The 19,791-nt window shown below is 43.2% G+C and carries 21 protein-coding genes; 17 read left to right on the top strand and 4 right to left on the bottom strand.

Annotation, left to right across the window (positions count from 1 at the left end; translation table 11 throughout):
- The first annotated feature begins 172 nt into the window (after positions 1-172).
- From KG118_RS16735 to KG118_RS16655, 17 genes are all read left to right on the top strand, one after another.
- Positions 173-1,291: a hypothetical protein gene (locus tag KG118_RS16735; RefSeq protein WP_147331372.1), complete on the top strand. Its 1,119-nt coding sequence runs from the start codon at positions 173-175 to the stop codon at positions 1,289-1,291.
- 17 nt (positions 1,292-1,308) lie between these two features.
- The gene (locus KG118_RS16730) at positions 1,309-2,271 is read left to right on the top strand and encodes a glycosyltransferase family 4 protein (RefSeq protein WP_117712324.1); all 963 of its coding nucleotides are present in this window, start codon (positions 1,309-1,311) and stop codon (positions 2,269-2,271) included.
- A 4-nt stretch (positions 2,272-2,275) separates the two neighbouring features.
- Positions 2,276-2,791 carry a PssD/Cps14F family polysaccharide biosynthesis glycosyltransferase gene (pssD, locus tag KG118_RS16725; protein WP_117712326.1) on the top strand — a complete coding sequence of 172 codons (516 nt, stop codon included), beginning with the start codon at positions 2,276-2,278 and terminating at the stop codon, positions 2,789-2,791.
- 10 nt (positions 2,792-2,801) lie between these two features.
- Positions 2,802-3,290, top strand: a complete 489-nt coding sequence (locus KG118_RS16720; protein ID WP_117712328.1) for a glycosyltransferase — start codon at positions 2,802-2,804, stop codon at positions 3,288-3,290.
- A gap of 134 nt (positions 3,291-3,424) precedes the next feature.
- Complete coding sequence (locus KG118_RS16715) at positions 3,425-4,045, top strand: sugar transferase (RefSeq protein ID WP_117712330.1); 621 nt, start codon at positions 3,425-3,427, stop codon at positions 4,043-4,045.
- Positions 4,046-4,051: 6 nt separating this feature from the next.
- Positions 4,052-5,020, top strand: coding sequence for a hypothetical protein (locus tag KG118_RS16710; RefSeq protein ID WP_117712332.1), 969 nt, complete (start codon positions 4,052-4,054; stop codon positions 5,018-5,020).
- A gap of 11 nt (positions 5,021-5,031) precedes the next feature.
- A complete protein-coding gene (locus KG118_RS16705) occupies positions 5,032-6,177 on the top strand; it encodes an ATP-grasp domain-containing protein (protein ID WP_117712334.1) in 1,146 nt (381 codons plus the stop codon).
- A 1-nt stretch (position 6,178) separates the two neighbouring features.
- Positions 6,179-7,066: an NAD-dependent epimerase/dehydratase family protein gene (locus tag KG118_RS16700; protein WP_117712336.1), complete on the top strand. Its 888-nt coding sequence runs from the start codon at positions 6,179-6,181 to the stop codon at positions 7,064-7,066.
- A 234-nt stretch (positions 7,067-7,300) separates the two neighbouring features.
- Positions 7,301-7,978 (top strand): PIG-L deacetylase family protein, encoded by a 678-nt coding sequence (locus KG118_RS16695; protein ID WP_117712338.1) that lies wholly within the window; start codon positions 7,301-7,303, stop codon positions 7,976-7,978.
- Positions 7,979-8,307: 329 nt separating this feature from the next.
- Positions 8,308-8,700 carry a DUF4783 domain-containing protein gene (locus KG118_RS16690; protein WP_117712340.1) on the top strand — a complete coding sequence of 131 codons (393 nt, stop codon included), beginning with the start codon at positions 8,308-8,310 and terminating at the stop codon, positions 8,698-8,700.
- On the top strand, positions 8,693-9,541 hold the full coding sequence (nadC, locus tag KG118_RS16685; protein WP_117712342.1) for a carboxylating nicotinate-nucleotide diphosphorylase: 849 nt from the start codon (positions 8,693-8,695) through the stop codon (positions 9,539-9,541). Before KG118_RS16690 ends, nadC begins: the two co-directional genes overlap by 8 nt.
- Before the next feature lie 185 nt (positions 9,542-9,726).
- Positions 9,727-10,437 (top strand): hypothetical protein, encoded by a 711-nt coding sequence (locus KG118_RS16680; protein WP_117712344.1) that lies wholly within the window; start codon positions 9,727-9,729, stop codon positions 10,435-10,437.
- A gap of 164 nt (positions 10,438-10,601) precedes the next feature.
- The gene (locus KG118_RS16675; protein ID WP_117712516.1) at positions 10,602-11,156 is read left to right on the top strand and encodes an RNA polymerase sigma factor; all 555 of its coding nucleotides are present in this window, start codon (positions 10,602-10,604) and stop codon (positions 11,154-11,156) included.
- Entirely contained in the window at positions 11,140-12,228 is a 1,089-nt protein-coding gene (locus tag KG118_RS16670; RefSeq protein ID WP_117712346.1) for a porin family protein, read from the top strand. Before KG118_RS16675 ends, KG118_RS16670 begins: the two co-directional genes overlap by 17 nt.
- 21 nt (positions 12,229-12,249) lie before the next feature.
- A complete protein-coding gene (locus tag KG118_RS16665) occupies positions 12,250-12,795 on the top strand; it encodes a DUF4943 family protein (protein WP_117712518.1) in 546 nt (181 codons plus the stop codon).
- Positions 12,796-12,850: 55 nt separating this feature from the next.
- Positions 12,851-13,522: a DUF4858 domain-containing protein gene (locus tag KG118_RS16660; protein ID WP_117712348.1), complete on the top strand. Its 672-nt coding sequence runs from the start codon at positions 12,851-12,853 to the stop codon at positions 13,520-13,522.
- An 84-nt stretch (positions 13,523-13,606) separates the two neighbouring features.
- Complete coding sequence (locus KG118_RS16655) at positions 13,607-14,590, top strand: NAD(P)H-dependent flavin oxidoreductase (RefSeq protein ID WP_117712350.1); 984 nt, start codon at positions 13,607-13,609, stop codon at positions 14,588-14,590.
- Between the two features lie 118 nt (positions 14,591-14,708).
- On the opposite strand, the gene gadC is transcribed toward KG118_RS16655, so the two are convergent.
- The 4 genes from gadC to KG118_RS16635 form a co-directional block, all read right to left on the bottom strand.
- Positions 14,709-16,277 carry a putative glutamine/gamma-aminobutyrate antiporter GadC gene (gene gadC, locus KG118_RS16650; RefSeq protein ID WP_117712352.1) on the bottom strand — a complete coding sequence of 523 codons (1,569 nt, stop codon included), beginning with the start codon at positions 16,275-16,277 and terminating at the stop codon, positions 14,709-14,711.
- A gap of 202 nt (positions 16,278-16,479) precedes the next feature.
- Complete coding sequence (locus KG118_RS16645; protein WP_117712354.1) at positions 16,480-17,223, bottom strand: potassium channel family protein; 744 nt, start codon at positions 17,221-17,223, stop codon at positions 16,480-16,482.
- Positions 17,223-18,188, bottom strand: a complete 966-nt coding sequence (glsA, locus tag KG118_RS16640; protein ID WP_117712355.1) for a glutaminase A — start codon at positions 18,186-18,188, stop codon at positions 17,223-17,225. The genes KG118_RS16645 and glsA overlap by 1 nt, the downstream gene beginning before the upstream one ends.
- 81 nt (positions 18,189-18,269) lie before the next feature.
- Positions 18,270-19,706 (bottom strand): glutamate decarboxylase, encoded by a 1,437-nt coding sequence (locus KG118_RS16635; protein ID WP_117712357.1) that lies wholly within the window; start codon positions 19,704-19,706, stop codon positions 18,270-18,272.
- Positions 19,707-19,791: the final 85 nt, after the last annotated feature.

Genomic DNA, 19,791 nt, shown 5'->3' with positions numbered 1-19,791 from the left:
TATCTTTCTTTTAGTTGCTTGTTTGATATCGTCTAGACAGAAGCTTGCACCTGATGTAAGTGTTTTGTCTATGCAGATTATGATGGTAATGACTAGCTTGTTTGTCTTATCAATTAGTCAGAAAATAACTAAAGGTAGCCTTTTGTTCATAATATTTTCTGCACATTTTATAATGAGTGTAGTCATTCGTTTGTTTTATATCGAACATTGGAATGACCCTCTTGGTCCAATTCCTATGGATGCCTTGGACTATCATATGGATGCACTCAAGGCTAGCAGATATTCGCTATCAGATTTCATGAATCTTTGTATAGAAGATCTTGATTTGGATGATTCGGGATTTGCATATATCTTGTATTTTATCTATAGAATGTTCGGAAATAATTTTGGTATACATATGGCACTTTTGGCTAATAGTATAGCCGTCACCATGTTGTGTAATTATACTTATAAAATTGCTAGCTACTATATCAATTCTGAATATTCCAAATTAGTGATTGCTATTTTAGGTACGTTATCCTATTCTGTTGTGACCTCTGCCAATGGTCTTAAGGAGAACTTCTTTACCTTGTTTGTTGTTGGTGCAACCTATTATTCTATTCGTTACTATACAACAAAGTATATTGGTAATTTGTTGATGTTGATTCTTTTTTCTGCATTGACTGTATTATTCCGATTAGCATTCTTGCCAATGTTGATTCTTGCAATTGTATCGGTAAGGTTTGCGAAATATGTAAAACTTAACTTAAGGAACGTATTTATACTAGCATTGTTGTTTGGTGTTTGTATATATATTGGGACAAAACTTACTGCTTATCTGTTGGTAATGAGAGGATTATCTGAAAATGTGTTTAATGATATGCATGCTATGCACTATGCAGACTCTGGCTTGGGAGGAATTTTATCTATGATAGCAAACAGTTTGTTCGCATTTATAGGACCGATTCCTTCATTTGTTTCAACTGCCGATAAAATTTCCTATATTACAATGCCCAATTTTACAGCTTTCATATCCATTCTTTGGGGGTCGCTTTTCATAGGAGGGTTTATCAAGGCAATTAGCAGAAGAGATCATATTTTCGTTATGCTATCAACCATATTGCTCAATAGTCTGATGGTTTTAATGATGTCTTTCTCTTTCGATTTCAGATATCGCTTTGTCGTATTTCCGTTTATAATGATTCTGACTGCTTATGGAATTCAGAACCTAGATGGAAAAGAACTCAAGTTCCATAAGATATACATTGCTGGTATAATGGCAATGATATTGTTTTATAATGTTGCTTTTTAGAAGAGCATATTTACTCTATGAATGTTTTAATAGTCACAAACGTCTATCCGACCGAGGAGCATCCTTATCATGGCATTTTTGTTTATGAACAAGTGCAAGCCATTAAACGATTGCAGCCTGATGTAAACTTTGATGTGTATTATATCAATGGTTTCGGTGATAAGTGGCAATACATGAAATCAATATTTGGTGTCGCAAAGAAAGTCAATAAAGGCAATTACGATTTAGTCCATATCCATTATGGATTGGCAGGAATGTATCATCTCAATCCTTTTGTAAAGCATTTGCCAACGATTACCACATTTCACGGAAGCGATATACAGCCAAAAGGTGGTAATGGAAGATTATCGGTTTTTGTGTCGAGGATTACAGCAAAGAATTCTGATGCAGCCGTTATCCTGAACGATGAAATGGAGTCTCTGATAAAGCCTTATTGTTCAAATACCCACATGGTGCCATGTGCTGTAGATTTGCAAACTTTTAAACCATTGGAAAAGACGGAGACTCATAATAAAGTGCAGATTGTATTTCCAAGTAATCATGAGCGTCAGGTAAAGAATTATTCTCTCTTCTGTGAAACGCTTGAAATTTTGAAGCAGAAGTATCATGTTGATGCAGAGGAACGTGAACTGAAGAATATGACTCGTCAGCAAATTGCACAATTGTATTCAAACTGTGATTTGCTGCTGATGACATCGAAGTCAGAAGGTTCTCCTCAAGCTATAAAAGAAGCTATGTGTTGTAACCTTCCTTGTGTATCAACTCCAGTTGGTGATGTAAAAATGTTGCTTGATGGAGTAAAGGATTGTTTTGTTTCAAAAGAACATAATGCAGAGGAACTTGCCCAATTGGTTACAGAATCGATTTTGCATAAGAAGAATGGCTTGTTGGGAAGAGACAAAGTAATTCAACTGCAATTGGATGAGGATTCGGTTGCAAACAAGATTTATGACTTATATCGTTCTGTAATTAACATTTAGAATAATGTCAAAACTAACCAATACTGTAATGTTCGCCTGTAATCAAGGTGGACATTTCAGTCAGATGATGGCAATGAAGGAGTTGTTCGGCAAGTATGAGTCTGTATTGGTGACAGACAATGTGCGAGCAACCAAGGAAATACTAGCTTTGAAGAACATTGGACATATTGAAATCATGGAGGGTGAGTCTTCACGACGTAAGGAGGTGAAGGATAACGAGAGCGGTAGTCGGTGGTCGTTTCTGGTTGTTTACTTTCAGATGCTTTTTGCCAGTCGAAAAATATGGAAACAGTATCGTCCTAAGGTGATTATCTCTACCGGCAGTAATATTGCCGTACCTCTGTTCATTATTGGCAAACTCCATGGCAGTAAAATTATTTTTATTGAAACTCGTGCTAAGGTGTATGCACGCTCGATGACCGGAATTTTGGTACATAAAATGGCCGATCAAATCTTTGTGCAATGGCCAGAGATGCTTGAACTCTATCCTGAAGCAAAGTATTATGGAACATTAGTATAAGTACACAATTATGGTATTTATAACATTAGGTACACAAGGCAATCAGTTTCCTCGCTGTCTGCGGATGGTGGAGGAACTTATAGATACACTGCATCCCGATAATGAGTTTGTAGTTCAGTTGGGCAATACACACTATGCATCTGATATCATCAAATGTTTGGACTATGTGCCCGAGAATGAGTTTAAGGAGTACATGGCAAAGGCCGATGTGGTGATTAGTCATGCTGGTAGTGGCGCTCTGTTTAGCGCCATACAAAAGGGGAAGAAGTGTATAGCAGTAGCTCGTTTGAAGAAATATAACGAGATGCTGAACGACCACCAAACAGAAATTGTTCGCAAACTTTCTCAAGAGGGGTATATACTGGATGGAACCTATTCTATTGTGGATGCTTGGGAAAAGTTAGATGGGTTTATTCCTCGCGAAAATGATTTCATATGTGAGATTCCTACCGAAGTGGAGAAGTTGCTTAATAAATGGGGCGTAGAACCCAAGAAGTAAATATTATCTTGTTTTATCAATGAATGAAAGTTAAATCCAATTATCTACTATATCTGTAAATCCTCATAAATGAGTTGGTTGTGCTATTTAGAAAAATAGATAGCTACAATTGAATAAGTAAAAAATAAGATATAATGAAAAAAAATGTAAAGAGGCTTTTTGACTTGATATTGGCATTGATTCTGTTCATTCCGGCATCATTGGTATTGTTGTGCGGAATCATCTTTGTGAAGGTGGTGTCGCCTGAGTCTTCGCCTATCTTCAAGCAAGAGCGTGTGGGCTACAAGAACAAGTTGTTTACACTATATAAGCTTCGCTCGATGACTAACGAGCGCGATGAAAATGGTGAGTTGCTGCCCAATGAGGTACGACTGAAGAAGTGGGGCAGAATTGTGCGCAAGACAAATACGGATGAACTCTTCCAAATATGGAATATTCTGAAGGGTGAGATGTCATTTATTGGACCTCGTCCTATCTTGGCCAAAGAAATGTTGGTGATGACCGAGACTGAACAGCAGGAGCGTCAGTCGATGCGCCCCGGTATTACCGGTTGGGAGGCTGTACATGAGGGGGAGTCGGAGAATCGCCGGCAGATGGCTGAGTTTGATCTTTATTATGTGCGTAACTGGAACTTGAAACTAGATTGGTTGGTGTTCTATAAAACCTTTGCCATTGTACTCGGTTTCCAACGTCCTACCGATAGCGTGCGTGCTCCGAAAATGACGGACGATCAGATTGTTGACCAAAAAGGATAAGTAAAGATGGAGATAGGTTCATTTCTTGAGTTACAACTGCCTAAAGGCCGTGAACTCTACAATCAAGAAACTGATATTGCCAGACTGAACACTGGTCGCATGGGTATTTGGCATGCTTTCCGTGTAACCGGATGTAAACGCATTTGGATTCCGATTTACCAGTGTGATTCGATTCGCAAGACTTTTGAGAAGAAGGGTGTGGAGGTGTGTTTCTACCATCAGGACAAAGATTGGAATCCGTTGGATATTGAAGCCAAGGAGGATGATGCGGTATTACTGGTAAACTACTATGGCATCATGTCGAGCAATCGTATGGCCGAGTTGGCTAAATCCTATGAACATACTATTATTGATTGTGCACAGGCGTTCTTTTGCCATCCGGTGGAGGGTGCTTTGATGGTATATTCGTGCCGAAAATTTGTGGGTACTCCTGATGGTGCATACGTTGTTGGCAAGGATGCGCATAAATATGTGGAGGAATATCCGCAGTGCTACAGTTCGGATACGGCAGCTTTCCTCTTGAAGCGAATTGAGTACGGTTGTGAGGGGAAGGGTTATGAGGCACGTAGTTTGAACGAACATCGCATTGATGCCGAGGACTGTATGCGAATGTCGAAACTGACCCGCACGCTGGTGGATGCGGAAGACTATGCCTATAACAAGCAGAAGCGTAAGGGAAATTTTGCCTACGCGCATAAGTGCTTGAGTGGCATCAATAAGGTTGATCCTACTCGTTATATGGATGAGGAGACCATTCCGATGGTGTATCCGTTGGTAGTGGAGGATGATGCATTGATTCAAAAATTGTTTGCGGCCAAGCACTTCCAGGGACACTGGTGGAATTACATCTGCGAGGAACAACCTGTAGAGAGCTTTGAGCACTGGATCAGCCGTTACGTGATTCCGATTACCATTGACCAGCGTTATGGCAAGGAGGAGATTGAGTATCTGGTAAACGTAATCAAGAATAAATAAACTATACAATAATGAATAATCAATACAACGGTCACTTGTGCATAGTGTTTGCACTGGAGCACTATAATCCGCTGAACATGATTCGCGCCTTGGGCGAGAATGGTATCAATCCTGTTTATATCTCGGTGAAGCGTAGATACGAGGTGGCTACGAAGAGCAAATATATCTCGAAGTTACATCGTGTGGACTCGGTAGAAGATGGCTTCCGTTTGTTGATGAAGCAGTATGGTCATCTGGTGGAAGAAACGGGCAAGAAGCCTTATATCGTATTCTCGGACGACAAGTCGGTGGGTTACTTTGATCTGCACTATAATGAGTGGAAGGATAAGTTTATCGCTTACAATGCAGGCTGTACTGGCAGAATCAATGAGTTTATGGATAAGTACGAGATTCAGCAGTTGGCAAAGAAGTATGGCTTCAATGTGCTGGATTCGTATGTGATCAGCAAGAAAGACGAACTGCCGGAGCATCTTTGGTACCCGATTATCACCAAGGACATCTCGCCAAACTCGGGTAGCTGGAAGTCCGATGTGTATATCTGTCAGAGCGAGCAGGAACTCCGTGAAGCTATCGTTAAGATTGAGAGTCCGCTGATTATGATCCAACACTTTGTGGACAAGCAGAACGAAATGGCTCTCGAAGGTTACTGTATTAACAAGGGTAAAGAGATGCAGATTGTGACTGAGATGAAGTGGAAGTACTTGATTCAGGGTTACTACAGCCCTTATCACGACGTGAAGATGTTTGAGGATAAGGAGATGGAAAAGAAACTTCAGGCGATGTTCGAGGAAATCGGTTTTGAAGGCGTATTTGAAGTGGAATTCCTGATTGACAAGGATGGTACATATTATTTTATGGAGACCAACTTCCGTGCTTCGGCTTGGAATCCGACGGGTAAGTTTGCTGGTATGCCTTTACCTTATCTTTGGATTAAGGGTATGGAGAATGGCTGCATTGATCCGGCCGATCGCAAGGAGTTTGAACCTTTTACTAGTATGAGTGAGGTGATCGACTATGCCAAACGTGTGGAAGGCGGTATGTGCTCGCTGCCCGAGTGGCTCCGCGAATTCAAGGACGCCAAATGTGTATATATCTACGATAAGGAGGATTGTGGCCCTTGGGATGAGGTGATTAAGAACTGGGAAAACTTTAAGTAATATGAAGAAAGTGATGCTCGTTGGCGTCGGTGGATACATCGGTGACAAGTTTACAGAATATATAAAAAAGAACTATTCTGACTGGCAGATAGATGCGGTGGATAGTATGAACCGAAAGTGGGCAGAGACTGACTTTCACGGATATGATGCGGTTTATAATGTGAGCGGTTTGGCTCATGCAAATGCACGTCAGGGTAGTGAGGAACAGTATTATGCTGTGAATGGTCAGTTGCCTATCGATATAGCAACTAAAACAAAGAGTGAGGGTGTACCTATGTTCGTACAGATGAGTAGTCAGATTGTGTATGGCGATATGAGCGGATTGGGCGAGGAGAAGATAATCACGGCAGAGACTGTACCGTCTGAGCCTACTATTTATGGCAAGAGTAAGATGATGGCAGAAAGAGGATTACAGAAGCTGCTGGATGATACATTCCAGATAGCTATCATACGTCCACCATTAATCTATAGCGAGTTTGCGCGTGATAACTTTCCCCGTCTGGTGAATTTTGCAAAGAAGATGCCTGTCTTCCCTAAACTGGAAAACAAGCAGAGCATGGTATATGTGGACAATCTTTGTGAGTTGATACGTCTGATTATAGAGAACAATAAGGGTGGTATTTATTATCCGCAGCAGGAGTGCTATATCGAGATTAGTAAGATTGTAGCTGACATTGCTAAGTCTGCGGGTAACAAGATGTGGCAGACTCGCATCTTCAATCCAGTTCTTCGTTTGTTGAGTAAAGTGCCTCAGTTGGATTTTATCCACAAAGTGTTTGGTAGCATTGTGTACGATATGGAGCTGTCGAACCACTTTGACGGCAAATATCGTGTGGTGAGTTACGAGGAGAGTATTCGCAGAATCGCTAATGCGCATATGGTTGTGTAATCCTCGCTTATGCTGATTGAAGAACTGACAGAATACACTCACTTAATCTTGAAACGATAGTTGGTTGACGCATGAACTGTCTCCTATATATAGCTGTTCCTATGGGCAGTTGCCTACTTGTGGTTAGGGACTCGGGTGCGTATGTTTATGTGCTTAGGGGGGCATCAGGTTTCGGATTTAAGAAATACGAAACAAATTATTATGAATTTGAATTAAGTTGAATAGAATAATAGTATGAAATACTTACTTGTAGTTGCTCACCCTGACGATGAAACTCTTGGAGCAGGTGCTTCGATGTGGAAATGGTCACATAATGGTGATATTATTGATGTGTGCATTATGTGCACAGAAGCAAAGGCACGTGCATTCCGTCCAGAGGACAATGAACTTGAGGATGATACGAATGCATCGAATAAGTTCCTTGGGGTGAACAAAATTTATGAGGAGGCTTTCCCGAATATCGAAATGAACACTGTGCCTCACCTGAAGCTGGTACAGTTTATTGAGTCTGCCATCAAGGAGAGTGAGCCGGATGTAGTAATCACGCATCATCCTGCTGATACAAACAACGACCATTTACAGACTTCAATGGCATGTCAGGAGGCTATTCGCCTGTTCCAGCGCAGACCAGAGGTTAAACGTATTAAGGAATTTTGGTATATGGAAGTTCCGTCATGTTCGGAATGGGCTATTAACAGTGCTATGAATTTGTTTCGTCCAAATTGCTATGTGGAAGTGGAAAAGGAGGGGATTGATGCTAAAATAAAAGCATTGTCTATGTATAGAGGTGTGATGCGTCCTTATCCACATCCTCGTTCTGCTGAATACATCTATGGATTGGCGGCAGTTAGAGGTAGTCAATGGGGAGTAAATTATGCGGAAGCATTTGAAATTGTACTACGAACTTATTAAATACATAATAATGATAAGAGATAATAACTAATAGATATATAATAGTTGAAAATCAATATATTATAAATCATTCTCAGAAAACAGCCTTCTCCGGGCTGTTTTCTTTGTTTATGCCCGTCTATATTTTCACCTTTACATCGTTGTCAACGAAACGAGAACTTAAAAAGTAGTTTGATTAAAGATGGTGAAGGAGAAAAATTATGTCTTTATATTAATACCAATATTTTTTCCATAATATTTGAATTTGTATAGTAACTAAAGAAAGTAGTCTTTTTTTCTTGTTATTTGCAAGATTTGCTTACCTTTGCCTATCATTAATACTTGTGAAAATGAATAAACGAGTAGTAATATTATGGGGCTGTCTCTTGTTTTGGGCGGTTTCGCTCATGGCGCAGGATGTGCCGACAGGGGTGGTTACGGCCTTTAACAAAGGGAATTCTCAGGAGCTGAACGGGTATCTGAGTGATAAGGTAGAGCTGATTCTTGAGAACCGCTCAGTCAATGTAGACCGTCAAGCGGCGAAGGAAAAGATGGCTGTTTTCTTTTCCGGTAATCAAGTTAGCGGTTTTACTGTAAATCATCAGGGCAAACGTGATGAGTCCGGTTTTATAATTGGTACTTTGACAACTGCAAACGGAAGCTTCCGAGTGAATTGTTTCTTTAGGAAAGTGGCGAATAAATATGTAATACATCAAATAAGAATAGATAAGACAAATGAATAAGGAAGAAGAATTGATTGACAGGTTGATTGACCTGGCTTTTGCCGAAGATATAGGTGATGGTGACCATACCACCCTTTCGTGCATTCCTGCTACGGCAATGGGCAAATCCAAACTTTTGATTAAAGAAACCGGTATCCTTGCCGGCATTGAAGTAGCCAAAGAGGTGTTCCGCCGTTTCGACCCGACTATGAAGGTGGAAGTGTTCATCAACGATGGCGCCCAAGTGAAACCGGGTGATGTAGCTATGGTTGTAGAAGGAAAAGTGCAGTCTTTGTTGCAAACCGAACGCTTGATGCTGAACATCATGCAACGTATGAGCGGTATTGCCACTATGACCCACAAATATGCCGAGAAGTTGAAAGGTACGAATACCCGTGTGCTTGATACTCGTAAAACTACTCCGGGTATGCGTATTCTGGAAAAGATGGCGGTAAAGATTGGTGGGGGCGTAAACCATCGTATAGGTTTGTTTGATATGATTTTGTTGAAAGATAATCATGTAGACTTTGCCGGAGGTATTGATAAAGCCATTACCCGCGCCAAAGAATATTGCAAAGAGAAGGGGAAAGACCTTAAGATAGAAATAGAAGTGCGCAACTTCGATGAACTGCAACAAGTGCTTGACTTGGGTGGAGTAGACCGCATCATGTTTGATAACTTTACGCCTGAAATGACCAAAAAAGCTGTCGAAATGGTTGCAGGTCGTTATGAAACGGAATCATCCGGCGGTATCACATTCGATACCTTGCGCGACTATGCCGAATGTGGCGTAGACTTTATCTCAGTCGGTGCTTTGACGCATTCCGTAAAAGGACTTGATATGAGTTTTAAAGCATGCTGACAAAGGTAGGAACTGTATTACTGAATAAATAGAAGAGCCTTTCATAAATTTGCCTTCATGAAGCAATTCTTATGAAAGGCTTTTCTGTTAATAATCAATAGATTATCGACAATGGAAAAACAGATGGTGCGTCAGCCCTAAACAGAGGATGTATTTCGGAGTGATAGATGATATAATGGAAATATATGAAAAACATAATTTGGAATAAAGTAAAGACAACTGTCAAAGGTTGGCAAGTAGGGGACTACATCCGGCAGACTTCCATTGTGGTGATTGGTGTACTGATTACTTTTGTCGGCAGTGAGCTGGTTACTCAAAATTCCGAGAAGAAAGATATTCGAGCCACCATGTCGCTGATTAGGGATGAACTGAAAAGCAACCGGGATAATTACGAGAGTATCGTCTCAGAGTTCAGAGAGGATGAACACCTTTCCGGTTTGTTGGTGGAGTATGACCTGAAGCATCGGACGATACCGGAAGATTCATTGATACAGTTCCGCTTTCTTTTGGGGCATATCCGCAGCTTCTATTATAGTCAGAATGCATTGGATATACTTAAAAGTTCCATGTTGATGCAGAAGATTTCAGATAAAGAATTATTGTTGCAGTTGACCGGAATCTATGAAGTATTGGATGGATTCAAGGCGACTATGAATGGCTATTACGATATGAAGGATGAAATTATGGTCCCTTTCCATTTGGCACTGACTGACGAACAGACGAACCAGATAAATCGTGGAGGATATGGGGCATGGGATATCTACTTGTCGGATAGGTCGGTACGGAACTTTGTCAGGGTAGCGAAGAACTATTTCACACCAGACTACATAGAACGCGTGGGAAGACGTATAGACAAGGCAATACAAGTGCTTGAAGAAAGATATGATTTAAAATAAAATGATTATGGCGACAAATCTTTTATAGAATAGATGCACTGGATGTATTGAAAGGTTCTTTATTTCTTTAACTTCTTTTTATAATTAATTCAGCAGCATTTTCAAAGGTGCTGCGTCTAACTAACAAACGACGCGAAGAGGCGTCCGTAAAACGAGCACTGACATTGGAAAATGAGATAGAACTGATAGAGGGCTGCCGGGCAGGAAAAGATTCCGCCCGAAAGGAACTTTACACTCTCTATTCCAAACAGATGTTGGCGGTATGTTACCGTTATACGGGCGATATGGATGCGGCACACGATGTTTTGCATGATGGCTTTATCAAAATCTTCACCCACTTTACTTTTCGTGGAGAATGTGCATTGGGCACTTGGGTGACGAGGGTGATGGTGACACAGGCCATTGACTATCTGCGGAGACAACGCCGTTTTAGCCAATTGGTAGTGAATGAAGAACAGCTGCCCGATGTGCAGGATGAAGCAAGTATTGTAGAAAGCGGAAACCGACTTTCTGAGGAAGTGCTGATGGCATTTGTGGCGGAACTTCCCGACGGATGCCGTACGGTATTCAACTTGTATGTGTTCGAGGAGAAATCGCATAAGGAAATAGCGGAACTGCTCCACATCAAGGAACATTCATCCACCTCGCAGTTGCATCGTGCCAAATGTATGTTAGCGAAAAGAATTAAAGAATATACTGACAATGAACGAAAAAGATGAAATAACCGGATTATTCCGCAACCGCCTGACCGGGGCGGAAATGACGGTGCGTGATGGCTTTTGGGAGAAGTTGCAGGAAGATGTGGCATCTTCGGCTGTAAGTCGGAAGAAGGCTGCCTTTCTTTCTCCCAAATATTATCGGGTAGCGGCTGCTGCATCCGTTCTGTTTGTGTTGGGAGCTGCTTCGGCTGCTTTTTGGTATTTCTCTCCGAAAGAAGAAATAAAGGAGGCTTTTACGCAAGTGGCTGCTTTGACGCCGGAAGGCAGTTTGAACGGTGATGTGGTACAGGAGTCTTTCCCCTCCATACATCAGGCAACTCCGGCAGCGCAGAAACCCGGTATAAAGCAGCCTGCCAACGGAATTCTTGCAGGTATGGCTACCCAATCGGAAGATGAAAATGAATCTGTCTCCGTGAGGCTTTCTATCACTATCAGACAACGAGTACAGACCGGTGGCGGTTACTTCAATAACAATACTGTTTCACACAACGGCAATCCTTATCAGAATACCACCACTCAGGGTAATTCCGATTCTGATATTTTCCCGTCCGTTTCTGCGGAAGAAGAACCGGAAGATGCTCTTTTAAAATATCAGAAATCACGAAAGTGGGCTTTGAAAGCAGCTTTGGGGACTTCTCTTCCTAAAGGAGACTATAATATGCCGCTGACGGCCGGAGTTACAGTAGAACGCAGTCTGAACAATTGGCTTGCATTGGAAACGGGTGTACAGTACAATCGTCTGCATGCCGACCGTACGCTGCATACTTTAGGTATTCCGGTAAAACTGAACATGACACTGGCAAGCATTTCGAAAGTCGATTTGTATGCCACCATAGGAGGAACTGCCGAGAAATGTATTGCCGGCGCTCGGGATAATGGTTTTGATGCGGAACCTGTTCAACTGTCAGTTGCGGCAGGTATAGGGGTTCGTTATAAATTGAATGACCGTTTTGCCTTGTTTGCCGAACCTTCGGTTTCTCATCATTTCGATACAGACTCCGACACCAGAACCTTGAGGACTGAACGCCCCGTGAATTTGAATCTTTTGTGCGGATTGCGTATGACTTATTAACCTTAAATGCTGTACAACAAAATGAGTACTTTCTATAAAATATATAAATATGGGTATGTGATACTCGCAATGGTATGTTGCCTTTCGCTTGTATCTTGTGGTGAAGAGTCACTGGATTATAATCATCCGGACGTAGAGTTGTTTGTAAAACAACTGAGGGCGGGAAAATATTCTACTCAAAGTCCGGAGGGACTGAGCAATGTTCCTAAGTTTGCCAAAGAGGACATTGAGGAACTCTTGAAGTACGCAGAGGATTTGACGGTAATACCTTCTTTCCCGTTGGCTCCCGTTTCTTATTCGGCAGGTGGAAAATTGCGGTTGGGTGAATGTATCCTATGGACGGTAGAAACAATTCGTTTGGGACATAATGCTTCAATGGGGTGCAAAATGGTACATGTTGATGCCGAGAACTATGAAGGCATTTACTTTTTGACTGATGAAGAGGTCTTGGATGCAGCCGCTCGTTACCGTCGCTGGTGGGAGGGCAGGAAATATCCGCGTACCATGTGGACTATTGACCCCTGTTATGACGAACCGCTCTGTGGAAGTGGTTATATGTGGTGGTGAGGCTCTGTTGGATGAGGTATGAAGTGTAAGGTATAAAGTATAAGGAATTAATCGGGTGAAATATATTATTCTCTTTTTAGGGCTGCTATGTACGGTAGCCTTCCCTCTTTACGCTCAAGAGTGGACTCCGCAGGACTCTTTGCGTTTGCGCCAATTGCTGAATGGAGAGGGAGAGGTGAAATTGAATCCGGACGTATTGAAGGAGATAGGTATTGAATCTCCTTTAGGTTCTCAGAAAATGGAGGAAACTAAATCATGGCTGGATTTTGACGCATCTTTGCCTGCAGTACCTCAGATGCCGGAGAAAAAAGTCGTGCTGACTCTGCGCCCATATACAGCCAACACCAAATACAACTGGGATCCGGTTTATCAGAAAAAGATTACAGTAAATAAGAATACATGGCGGGGCAATCCGTTCTATGAATTGACAAAACTCAAAATCTATACAAACTGGGCTAAACGCCCGTTAGATGCCGGACCGCGTGAAAGTCTGGAACAGATAGAAGCTACCGGACTACGCTATATGGTGACCGAACGTGCCAATAATATGGCGGTAGGTAGCTGGAGAGGTGTTGGCGGCGGTGGAATCTCCGGTGACTTTATGCGTCCTTTTACAAAAGAGTTTTGGAATTGGAAGGCTGCCAAGCGCCGTGCGCGTACATTGGAAGTATTAAAAAACTATGGTGATTCTATTAGCGCCCGCCGTAAAGACGCAATTATAAAATAGAGGTATCTTTTTTTTAATTTTTTAAATATCGAACTTTATCTCTCTTATTCTTGTTCATAAAGATAAACCTTTAAAGGATAAATAATGGATAGAATAACTTCTCTGTTTGGGATAAAGTATCCCATCATACAAGGTGGTATGGTGTGGTGTAGTGGCTGGCGATTGGCGTCGGCAGTGAGTAATGCTGGTGGTTTAGGCTTATTGGGGGCAGGTTCCATGCATCCCGAAACTTTACGTGAACATATACAAAAGTGCCGTGCGGCTACGCATCATTCATTTGGAGTGAATATTCCTTTGATGTATCCTCAGATAGAAGAAATCATGCAGATTGTGGTCGATGAAGGAGTACGCATCGTGTTTACATCTGCCGGCAATCCTAAGGCATGGACCGGGTGGTTAAAGAAACACGGCATTACGGTAGTGCATGTTGTTTCGTCATCCCGGTTTGCTATGAAGGCTGAAGAGGCCGGTGTAGATGCTATTGTTGCCGAAGGCTTTGAAGCCGGCGGGCATAACGGGCGTGAAGAGACAACTACTCTGTGTTTGATACCGGCTGTATGTGCGGTTACTGCATTGCCATTGATTGCGGCTGGCGGCATTGCTACCGGCGAAGCGATTCTTGCGATGCGTGCATTGGGAGCTGAGGGTGTTCAGATAGGTACACGGTTTGCTTTAACGGAAGAGAGTTCAGCCAGTGAGGTATTTAAAGAATATTGCCTGCATCTGAAAGAGGGCGACACCCGTTTGTTGTTAAGGAAATTATCTCCGGTACGTCTGGCTCGCGGTAATTTTCAGCGGGCGGTGATGGCAGCTGAGGCTGTTGGAGCTACTGAGGATGAATTGCGTATTCTCTTGTCGAGAGGACGTGCCAAACGCGGTATCTTTGAAGGAGACCTTGAAGAAGGTGAGCTTGAAATAGGACAGGTTTCCGCCTTGCTCCATGAGAAAGGAATACAAACGGTTGCGGAAGTAATGAATGAACTGGTAGCGGGTTATCAGCGGGCGTGCGCAGATAGAGATTTACTAAAACAATGGGGAAGATTTAGTAAATCGTTGCCGGAGATTTAGTAAATCGTCGGGTACGTTTTAGTAAAGTTAGAAAAGATATTGCCTATAATGAAAAATCCTTTTGATGTACATCATACCGGATTTTCATTATAGGCAAAATTATATGGCAAGCCTGTCTTTATCCTTTAGGGGGAGTATTTTTCGTAGAAGAAGATGCGACGCTCTCGCTTGCGGCTGCCGAAGCAGTTGTTCCGGCAGTCACTGTGGCAGTTTTACCCGCAACTTGCGCGGCCGGTTGTTCTTCCCAATGGAACGGCTCAAAAGTCGAATTCGGATCAACCCAGCTCGGCTTCTTGGAAGCGTAGATGATGAACGGAGCAATCACTACAATAAGCGCACCGATGATAAGTACGGAGAACCATACGGTATTGCTACCGGTAGAAATCTGGCTGGGCGGGATGAAGCTCAGTACGAATGCGAGCAATGAGCCGCAGAAACCGAGGCCGCCTACAAGCCACATCAAACCATTGCCGCCTTTACCGATACGGAACGGACGGTTCAGCTTTTTCATCTTATAACGCAATACGATAGCTCCGGAGAACATCAGCATATACATAATGAGGTAAAGAACTACCGTCAGCTGCGAAAGAATCTGATAGAAACTTTGTACCGAAGGCATCACTACGAACAGAAGGCTTAGTATGGTTACAGCGCCGCCTTGCACGAACAGAATGTTCTTTTGTACACCCAGCTTGTTTGTTTTCTGGAAGAACGGAGGCATATAGCCGGCTTTACCTACGGCAAAGATACCTTTGGACGGACCGGCAACCCATGTCAATACACCTGCCAGTACTCCGAACGCCAGTGCGATGGCTATAATCGGTGACAACCAGGAAGCATGGATATAGCGGAAGTAATTATCGAAGCCTACCAGCAAGCTTTGCGTAAGGCTGATATCCTTGGCGGGGATAATGACGCCCAAAGCGAATGTACCCAACACAAAAATAAGAACCGTAATCAGCGCGCCGATAAATACGGCTTTCGGATAGTTTTTGGACGGATTGTTGACATCCTTTACGTGAATACCGCCCATTTCCATACCTGCATAAAAGAGGAAGATACTTGCGGCAAGCACCACGTTGTCAAAGTTCGTCAAGTCTGGGAAGAAGCTACTATGGAAATCCATATTGGAATGTCCGCCTGTGGCGAGGTAAATAATACCGAGGACTATCAGCAATCCGGCAGGGATGATTGTACCTACCAAACCGCCCACTTTGGCTACTTTTCCTACCCAGCTCATACCCTTTAGGGAGATGAACGTTGCCAGCCAGTAGATAACGAGCACCACAACCAGCGTATAATACTTGTTGTTTGCCAACGCCATGTCGTGCACGTCATTCATGCCGATGAAGGCAATAGATACGGCACCGAACGTTAATACTGTAGGATACCAGATTGTACTTTCAATCCACTGTACCCAGATGGCAAGGAAGCCGAGCTTTTTTCCGTAGGCTTCACCTACCCAGCGGAATACACCGCCTTGTTTGTCTTGAAACATAGCAGCCAATTCCGCAGCGACGAGTGACGTCGGGATAAGGAAGACTATGGCTGCAAATAAGTAATAGAAGGCCGAACTCATTCCGTACACGGCCTCGGCAGGTAGTCCGCGCAGGGATACTACTGCCGTTACATTCATGATGGCCAGCGTAAACACGCCCAGCTTCACAGTTTGTTTAATATTTGCCATAAGTTAAGGTTTTAGGTGAAAAAAATATAAGTAAGTGTTGAAATTTAATTTATATCAAGAGCATCTGTCATTCAGAGCGTAGCGAAGAATCTCTTCTCTGTGTATACATCAAGAGAGTAGATTCTTCGCTACGCTCTGAATGACAGATAGTATAAGCTAATTATGTATATTCACTTATAAGGAAAAATCGTGGCTTTATCAATTAAGGAGTGGTGTTTGCAGGTTCCTGTTTCCGTTCTGCCTTTTTGTAATAGTCCTGTTTTTCCTTGTTACGTCTCTCTACCAGACTCGTTACATATACTGTGAAAATGGGAAACATCATCATGCCCAACGCTGCCAGTAGTACGGACAGCACCCGTCCTGTGACGGTGACCGCTATAATATTGGAACCTACCGTAGTTACATCCATGAATGCCCACCACAAAGCATCGCCATAGCCCGCAACCAAAGGGTTGGTTCCGTGCTCCATGACGTAAAAGGCGAGACTCGAAAAATAGACGGTGGCCAACAGCATTGTCAGATAAGATACGAACAAGCCCGATGCGCGGTTATACGTCAGCCAACCCACCACGATAGCCATAGCATAGCCTCCCCTTACCAACGGGATGAAACGCAGCATATAGGTGATTTCGGGTGAGAAAGTCCAGCCCATATAGGCTATAATGTTCTGATAAGGAATAGCTACCAGCAGAAAGATGAAATGTGTGGCAACATAACGTTTCTTGTTTGTTGCCAAAATCCATTCCAGCACAAAGTCTGCCAGGAACAATGCGCAAATCCATAGCTGTACTTCCATATACACCGATTGCTCGTAGAAAGGGATGCCTTTGAACGTATCGATGGAGATGCTGATGACCAAGAATAGCGAAAGTAGCAGGATGATGATATGCAGTATGCCGTATATTCCTTTTTTTCGCAAAACGAAGTCTGATAGAGCCATTTTCATTATTCTACAATCGTCACATTGTCACCGTTGAATACGCCCAGACCAAGTTTGTTCATGATAAACTTGATAGCCAGTTGAGCCTTGAAGGAGTTACCGGCTTCGTCCAATGGGGGAGCGAAAGCGGAAACACCCATTACGCCGGGCAATACGGCCATTACGCCACCGCCCACACCGCTCTTGGCTGGTATGCCGGCTGTGTACATCCAGTCTCCTGAGTGTTCGTAGAAACCTACGGTGGAAATCATTGAAGTGATTTTCGGTGCGAGCCCGGCTTCAAATACGCTTTGTTTGGTGACGGGGTTAACACCGTTGTTGGCAATCGTTCCGGCTGCAATACCCAATTGCTCGGCTGTGATACCCAGTGAACATTGGCGGGTATAAAGGTCGAGCGCCAAATCCGGATCGTCGTAAATCCGATTGTAGTTCTTTAATAACCAAGCAATGGAGCGGTTGTTGAAATTTGTGGCCGTTTCCGATTTGTATAACTCATCAATAAGTTGTGGAGCGGAGCCGCACAGTTCAGTAATATTTTGCACAATGGCATCCCATTTCTTGTTTGGGTTTCCTATCGGTTGCACCATAGAGCAGGCGGAAATAGCGCCGGCATTTACCAATGGAGTGGAAGGATGGTCATTCTCCAGCAGAATGGCAATAATAGAGTTGAACGGCAGGCCGGTGGCGTCAGCGCCAATCATATCCAGTACTTTCTGTGCACCGTACTGTCGCAGGATAAGTATGGCAGTATGCACTTTTGAGACTGATTCTATTCCGAAGCGGTAATCCGTATCACCAATGTTGATAGTCTGTCCGTTCATCAGGCAAATGCTGAGGCCGAATAACTCGGAGTCTATGTTGGCAAGGTACGGAATATAATCCGCGTTTTTGCCGCCTGTTTGTCCTTTCACCTCATTGTAGGCTGTTTGGGCAACTTCTTTTATTTGAGAAATTGATATTTTCTTTTCCATATTTATGTATATATAACGTGATAGAGTGATAAAAGGTGATAGAGCAATACCACACTATCACCTTATTACTTTACTACTTTATTACTTTTTGTGACGTTTTCCGCCGTGATTGAAGATTTTGCTTTCTACCGGCAGATTCTTGTCCTGTGCCATACGGGTAGGAGTGGGATAATCCAGTTTCTCCAGTTCGGCAATGGCATTCTTGATGTCGCCCAGCAGCATATCTGCCATGTCGCGGCTGAATCCCTGACGGACTACGACACGCATCACTACATAATCTTCCAGTTTGGCAGGAAGTGTATAGGCAGGAACCATCCAGCCATGTTGTGAAAGCTTGTCTTGCAAGTCGTACAGAGTCCATTTTGCAGTCTTTGCATACTCCGGTTTCAAGTACCAGATGAACAGCGGGTTTTCCACTTCATTGGAGTAGTTTACGAACGGAGCCATTTTACCGATTTCATCATGGATATACTTGGCGATTGTGAGTGAATTGTACTGTACTTCTTTGTAACCTTGGAATCCCAAGCGGATAAATTGGTAGTACTGTCCTAAAATCTGTGCGGCAGGACGGGAGAAGTTCAAACCGACCTGAGTGATGTTAGCGCCAAGATAGTTTACGCTGAATGCCATCTCTTCGGGCAGATATTCTTTGCCTTTCCAGCAAACCCAACCCAGACCGGGATAGACCAAGCCGAACTTGTGACCGCTGACACTGATGGAAAGCACCCATTTCAAACGGAAGTCCCATTTCTTTTCAGGATACAGGAACGGGAGGATGAAACCGCCGCTTGCAGCATCTACGTGGATAGGAATGTCGTAGCCGGTCTTGGCATTGTATGCGTCGAGTGCTTTGTCAAGCGCTTCAACGTCGTCATTCAGTCCTGTCCATGTAACACCTTGGATGGGTACGATACAGATAGTATTCTCATCACACATTTTCAGAGCTTCTTCGGGGTCGAGCGTGGTCTTGTCAAGAGTCAAAGGCACTTCACGCATTTCAATCTGCCACAGCTGGGCGAATTTTTCCCACACCACCTGGAAACCGGTTGAGATAACAAAGTTAGGTTTGTCGAACGGCTTGCCTTGAGCCTGACGTTTCTTGCGCCAGCGCAGCCATGCAGCCACACCACCCAGCATACATGCTTCTGAAGAACCGATGGCGAGAGCACCTGTTTTCCAAGTGTCTTTTTCCGGAGAGTTCCATAGATTGGCAACGATGTTGATACATTTACCGTTCATTACAGCGATGCGGGGATACTCGGTTTCGTCGATGTAGTTGATGTTGATAGCTTCGTTCATCAACTTGGTTGCATATTCGTCCATATAAGTCGTGACGAACGTAGCCAGGTTCAGACGGGGCTGAGTCTGTGCAAAAGTTTCATCCTTCACCATTTGGTAGGCAATCTCCGGAGTGGTAGGTCCTTCGGGAATTTTTTCTACCGGTGAGGGTTGCAACATTCGGTTCGAACCGAACACCTCGGTCTTTGCATCTCCTTTTCTGAAATTTAAATCTTTCATATAACTATAAGTTTTTAAAGGTTTAGGCGGCGGGGACCTTCCCCGTCGAATTTTCCACAACAACGACCCTCACGAAAGAAAGTTT

Origin of the sequence: Bacteroides propionicigenes, from assembly GCF_018390535.1 — a bacterium.
GTDB lineage: Bacteria > Bacteroidota > Bacteroidia > Bacteroidales > Bacteroidaceae > Bacteroides > Bacteroides propionicigenes.
This window is presented reverse-complemented; position numbering and strand designations above follow the sequence as displayed.

What these genes read in the sequence shown, in the direction of transcription:
- KG118_RS16705 (WP_117712334.1), top strand. Translation starts at nt 5,032, where the DNA reads ATGAATAATCAATACAACGGTCACTTGTGCATAGTGTTTGCACTGGAG.
- glsA (WP_117712355.1), bottom strand. Translation starts at nt 18,188, where the DNA reads ATGGAAAAGAAAATATCAATTTCTCAAATAAAAGAAGTTGCCCAAACA.
- KG118_RS16735 (WP_147331372.1), top strand. Translation starts at nt 173, where the DNA reads ATGAGTGTAGTCATTCGTTTGTTTTATATCGAACATTGGAATGACCCT.
- gadC (WP_117712352.1), bottom strand. Translation starts at nt 16,277, where the DNA reads ATGGCAAATATTAAACAAACTGTGAAGCTGGGCGTGTTTACGCTGGCC.
- KG118_RS16700 (WP_117712336.1), top strand. Translation starts at nt 6,179, where the DNA reads ATGAAGAAAGTGATGCTCGTTGGCGTCGGTGGATACATCGGTGACAAG.
- pssD (WP_117712326.1), top strand. Translation starts at nt 2,276, where the DNA reads ATGTCAAAACTAACCAATACTGTAATGTTCGCCTGTAATCAAGGTGGA.
- KG118_RS16665 (WP_117712518.1), top strand. Translation starts at nt 12,250, where the DNA reads ATGAGTACTTTCTATAAAATATATAAATATGGGTATGTGATACTCGCA.
- KG118_RS16655 (WP_117712350.1), top strand. Translation starts at nt 13,607, where the DNA reads ATGGATAGAATAACTTCTCTGTTTGGGATAAAGTATCCCATCATACAA.
- KG118_RS16720 (WP_117712328.1), top strand. Translation starts at nt 2,802, where the DNA reads ATGGTATTTATAACATTAGGTACACAAGGCAATCAGTTTCCTCGCTGT.
- KG118_RS16730 (WP_117712324.1), top strand. Translation starts at nt 1,309, where the DNA reads ATGAATGTTTTAATAGTCACAAACGTCTATCCGACCGAGGAGCATCCT.
- KG118_RS16680 (WP_117712344.1), top strand. Translation starts at nt 9,727, where the DNA reads ATGAAAAACATAATTTGGAATAAAGTAAAGACAACTGTCAAAGGTTGG.
- KG118_RS16710 (WP_117712332.1), top strand. Translation starts at nt 4,052, where the DNA reads ATGGAGATAGGTTCATTTCTTGAGTTACAACTGCCTAAAGGCCGTGAA.
- KG118_RS16670 (WP_117712346.1), top strand. Translation starts at nt 11,140, where the DNA reads ATGAACGAAAAAGATGAAATAACCGGATTATTCCGCAACCGCCTGACC.
- nadC (WP_117712342.1), top strand. Translation starts at nt 8,693, where the DNA reads ATGAATAAGGAAGAAGAATTGATTGACAGGTTGATTGACCTGGCTTTT.
- KG118_RS16715 (WP_117712330.1), top strand. Translation starts at nt 3,425, where the DNA reads ATGAAAAAAAATGTAAAGAGGCTTTTTGACTTGATATTGGCATTGATT.
- KG118_RS16690 (WP_117712340.1), top strand. Translation starts at nt 8,308, where the DNA reads ATGAATAAACGAGTAGTAATATTATGGGGCTGTCTCTTGTTTTGGGCG.
- KG118_RS16695 (WP_117712338.1), top strand. Translation starts at nt 7,301, where the DNA reads ATGAAATACTTACTTGTAGTTGCTCACCCTGACGATGAAACTCTTGGA.
- KG118_RS16645 (WP_117712354.1), bottom strand. Translation starts at nt 17,223, where the DNA reads ATGAAAATGGCTCTATCAGACTTCGTTTTGCGAAAAAAAGGAATATAC.
- KG118_RS16635 (WP_117712357.1), bottom strand. Translation starts at nt 19,706, where the DNA reads ATGAAAGATTTAAATTTCAGAAAAGGAGATGCAAAGACCGAGGTGTTC.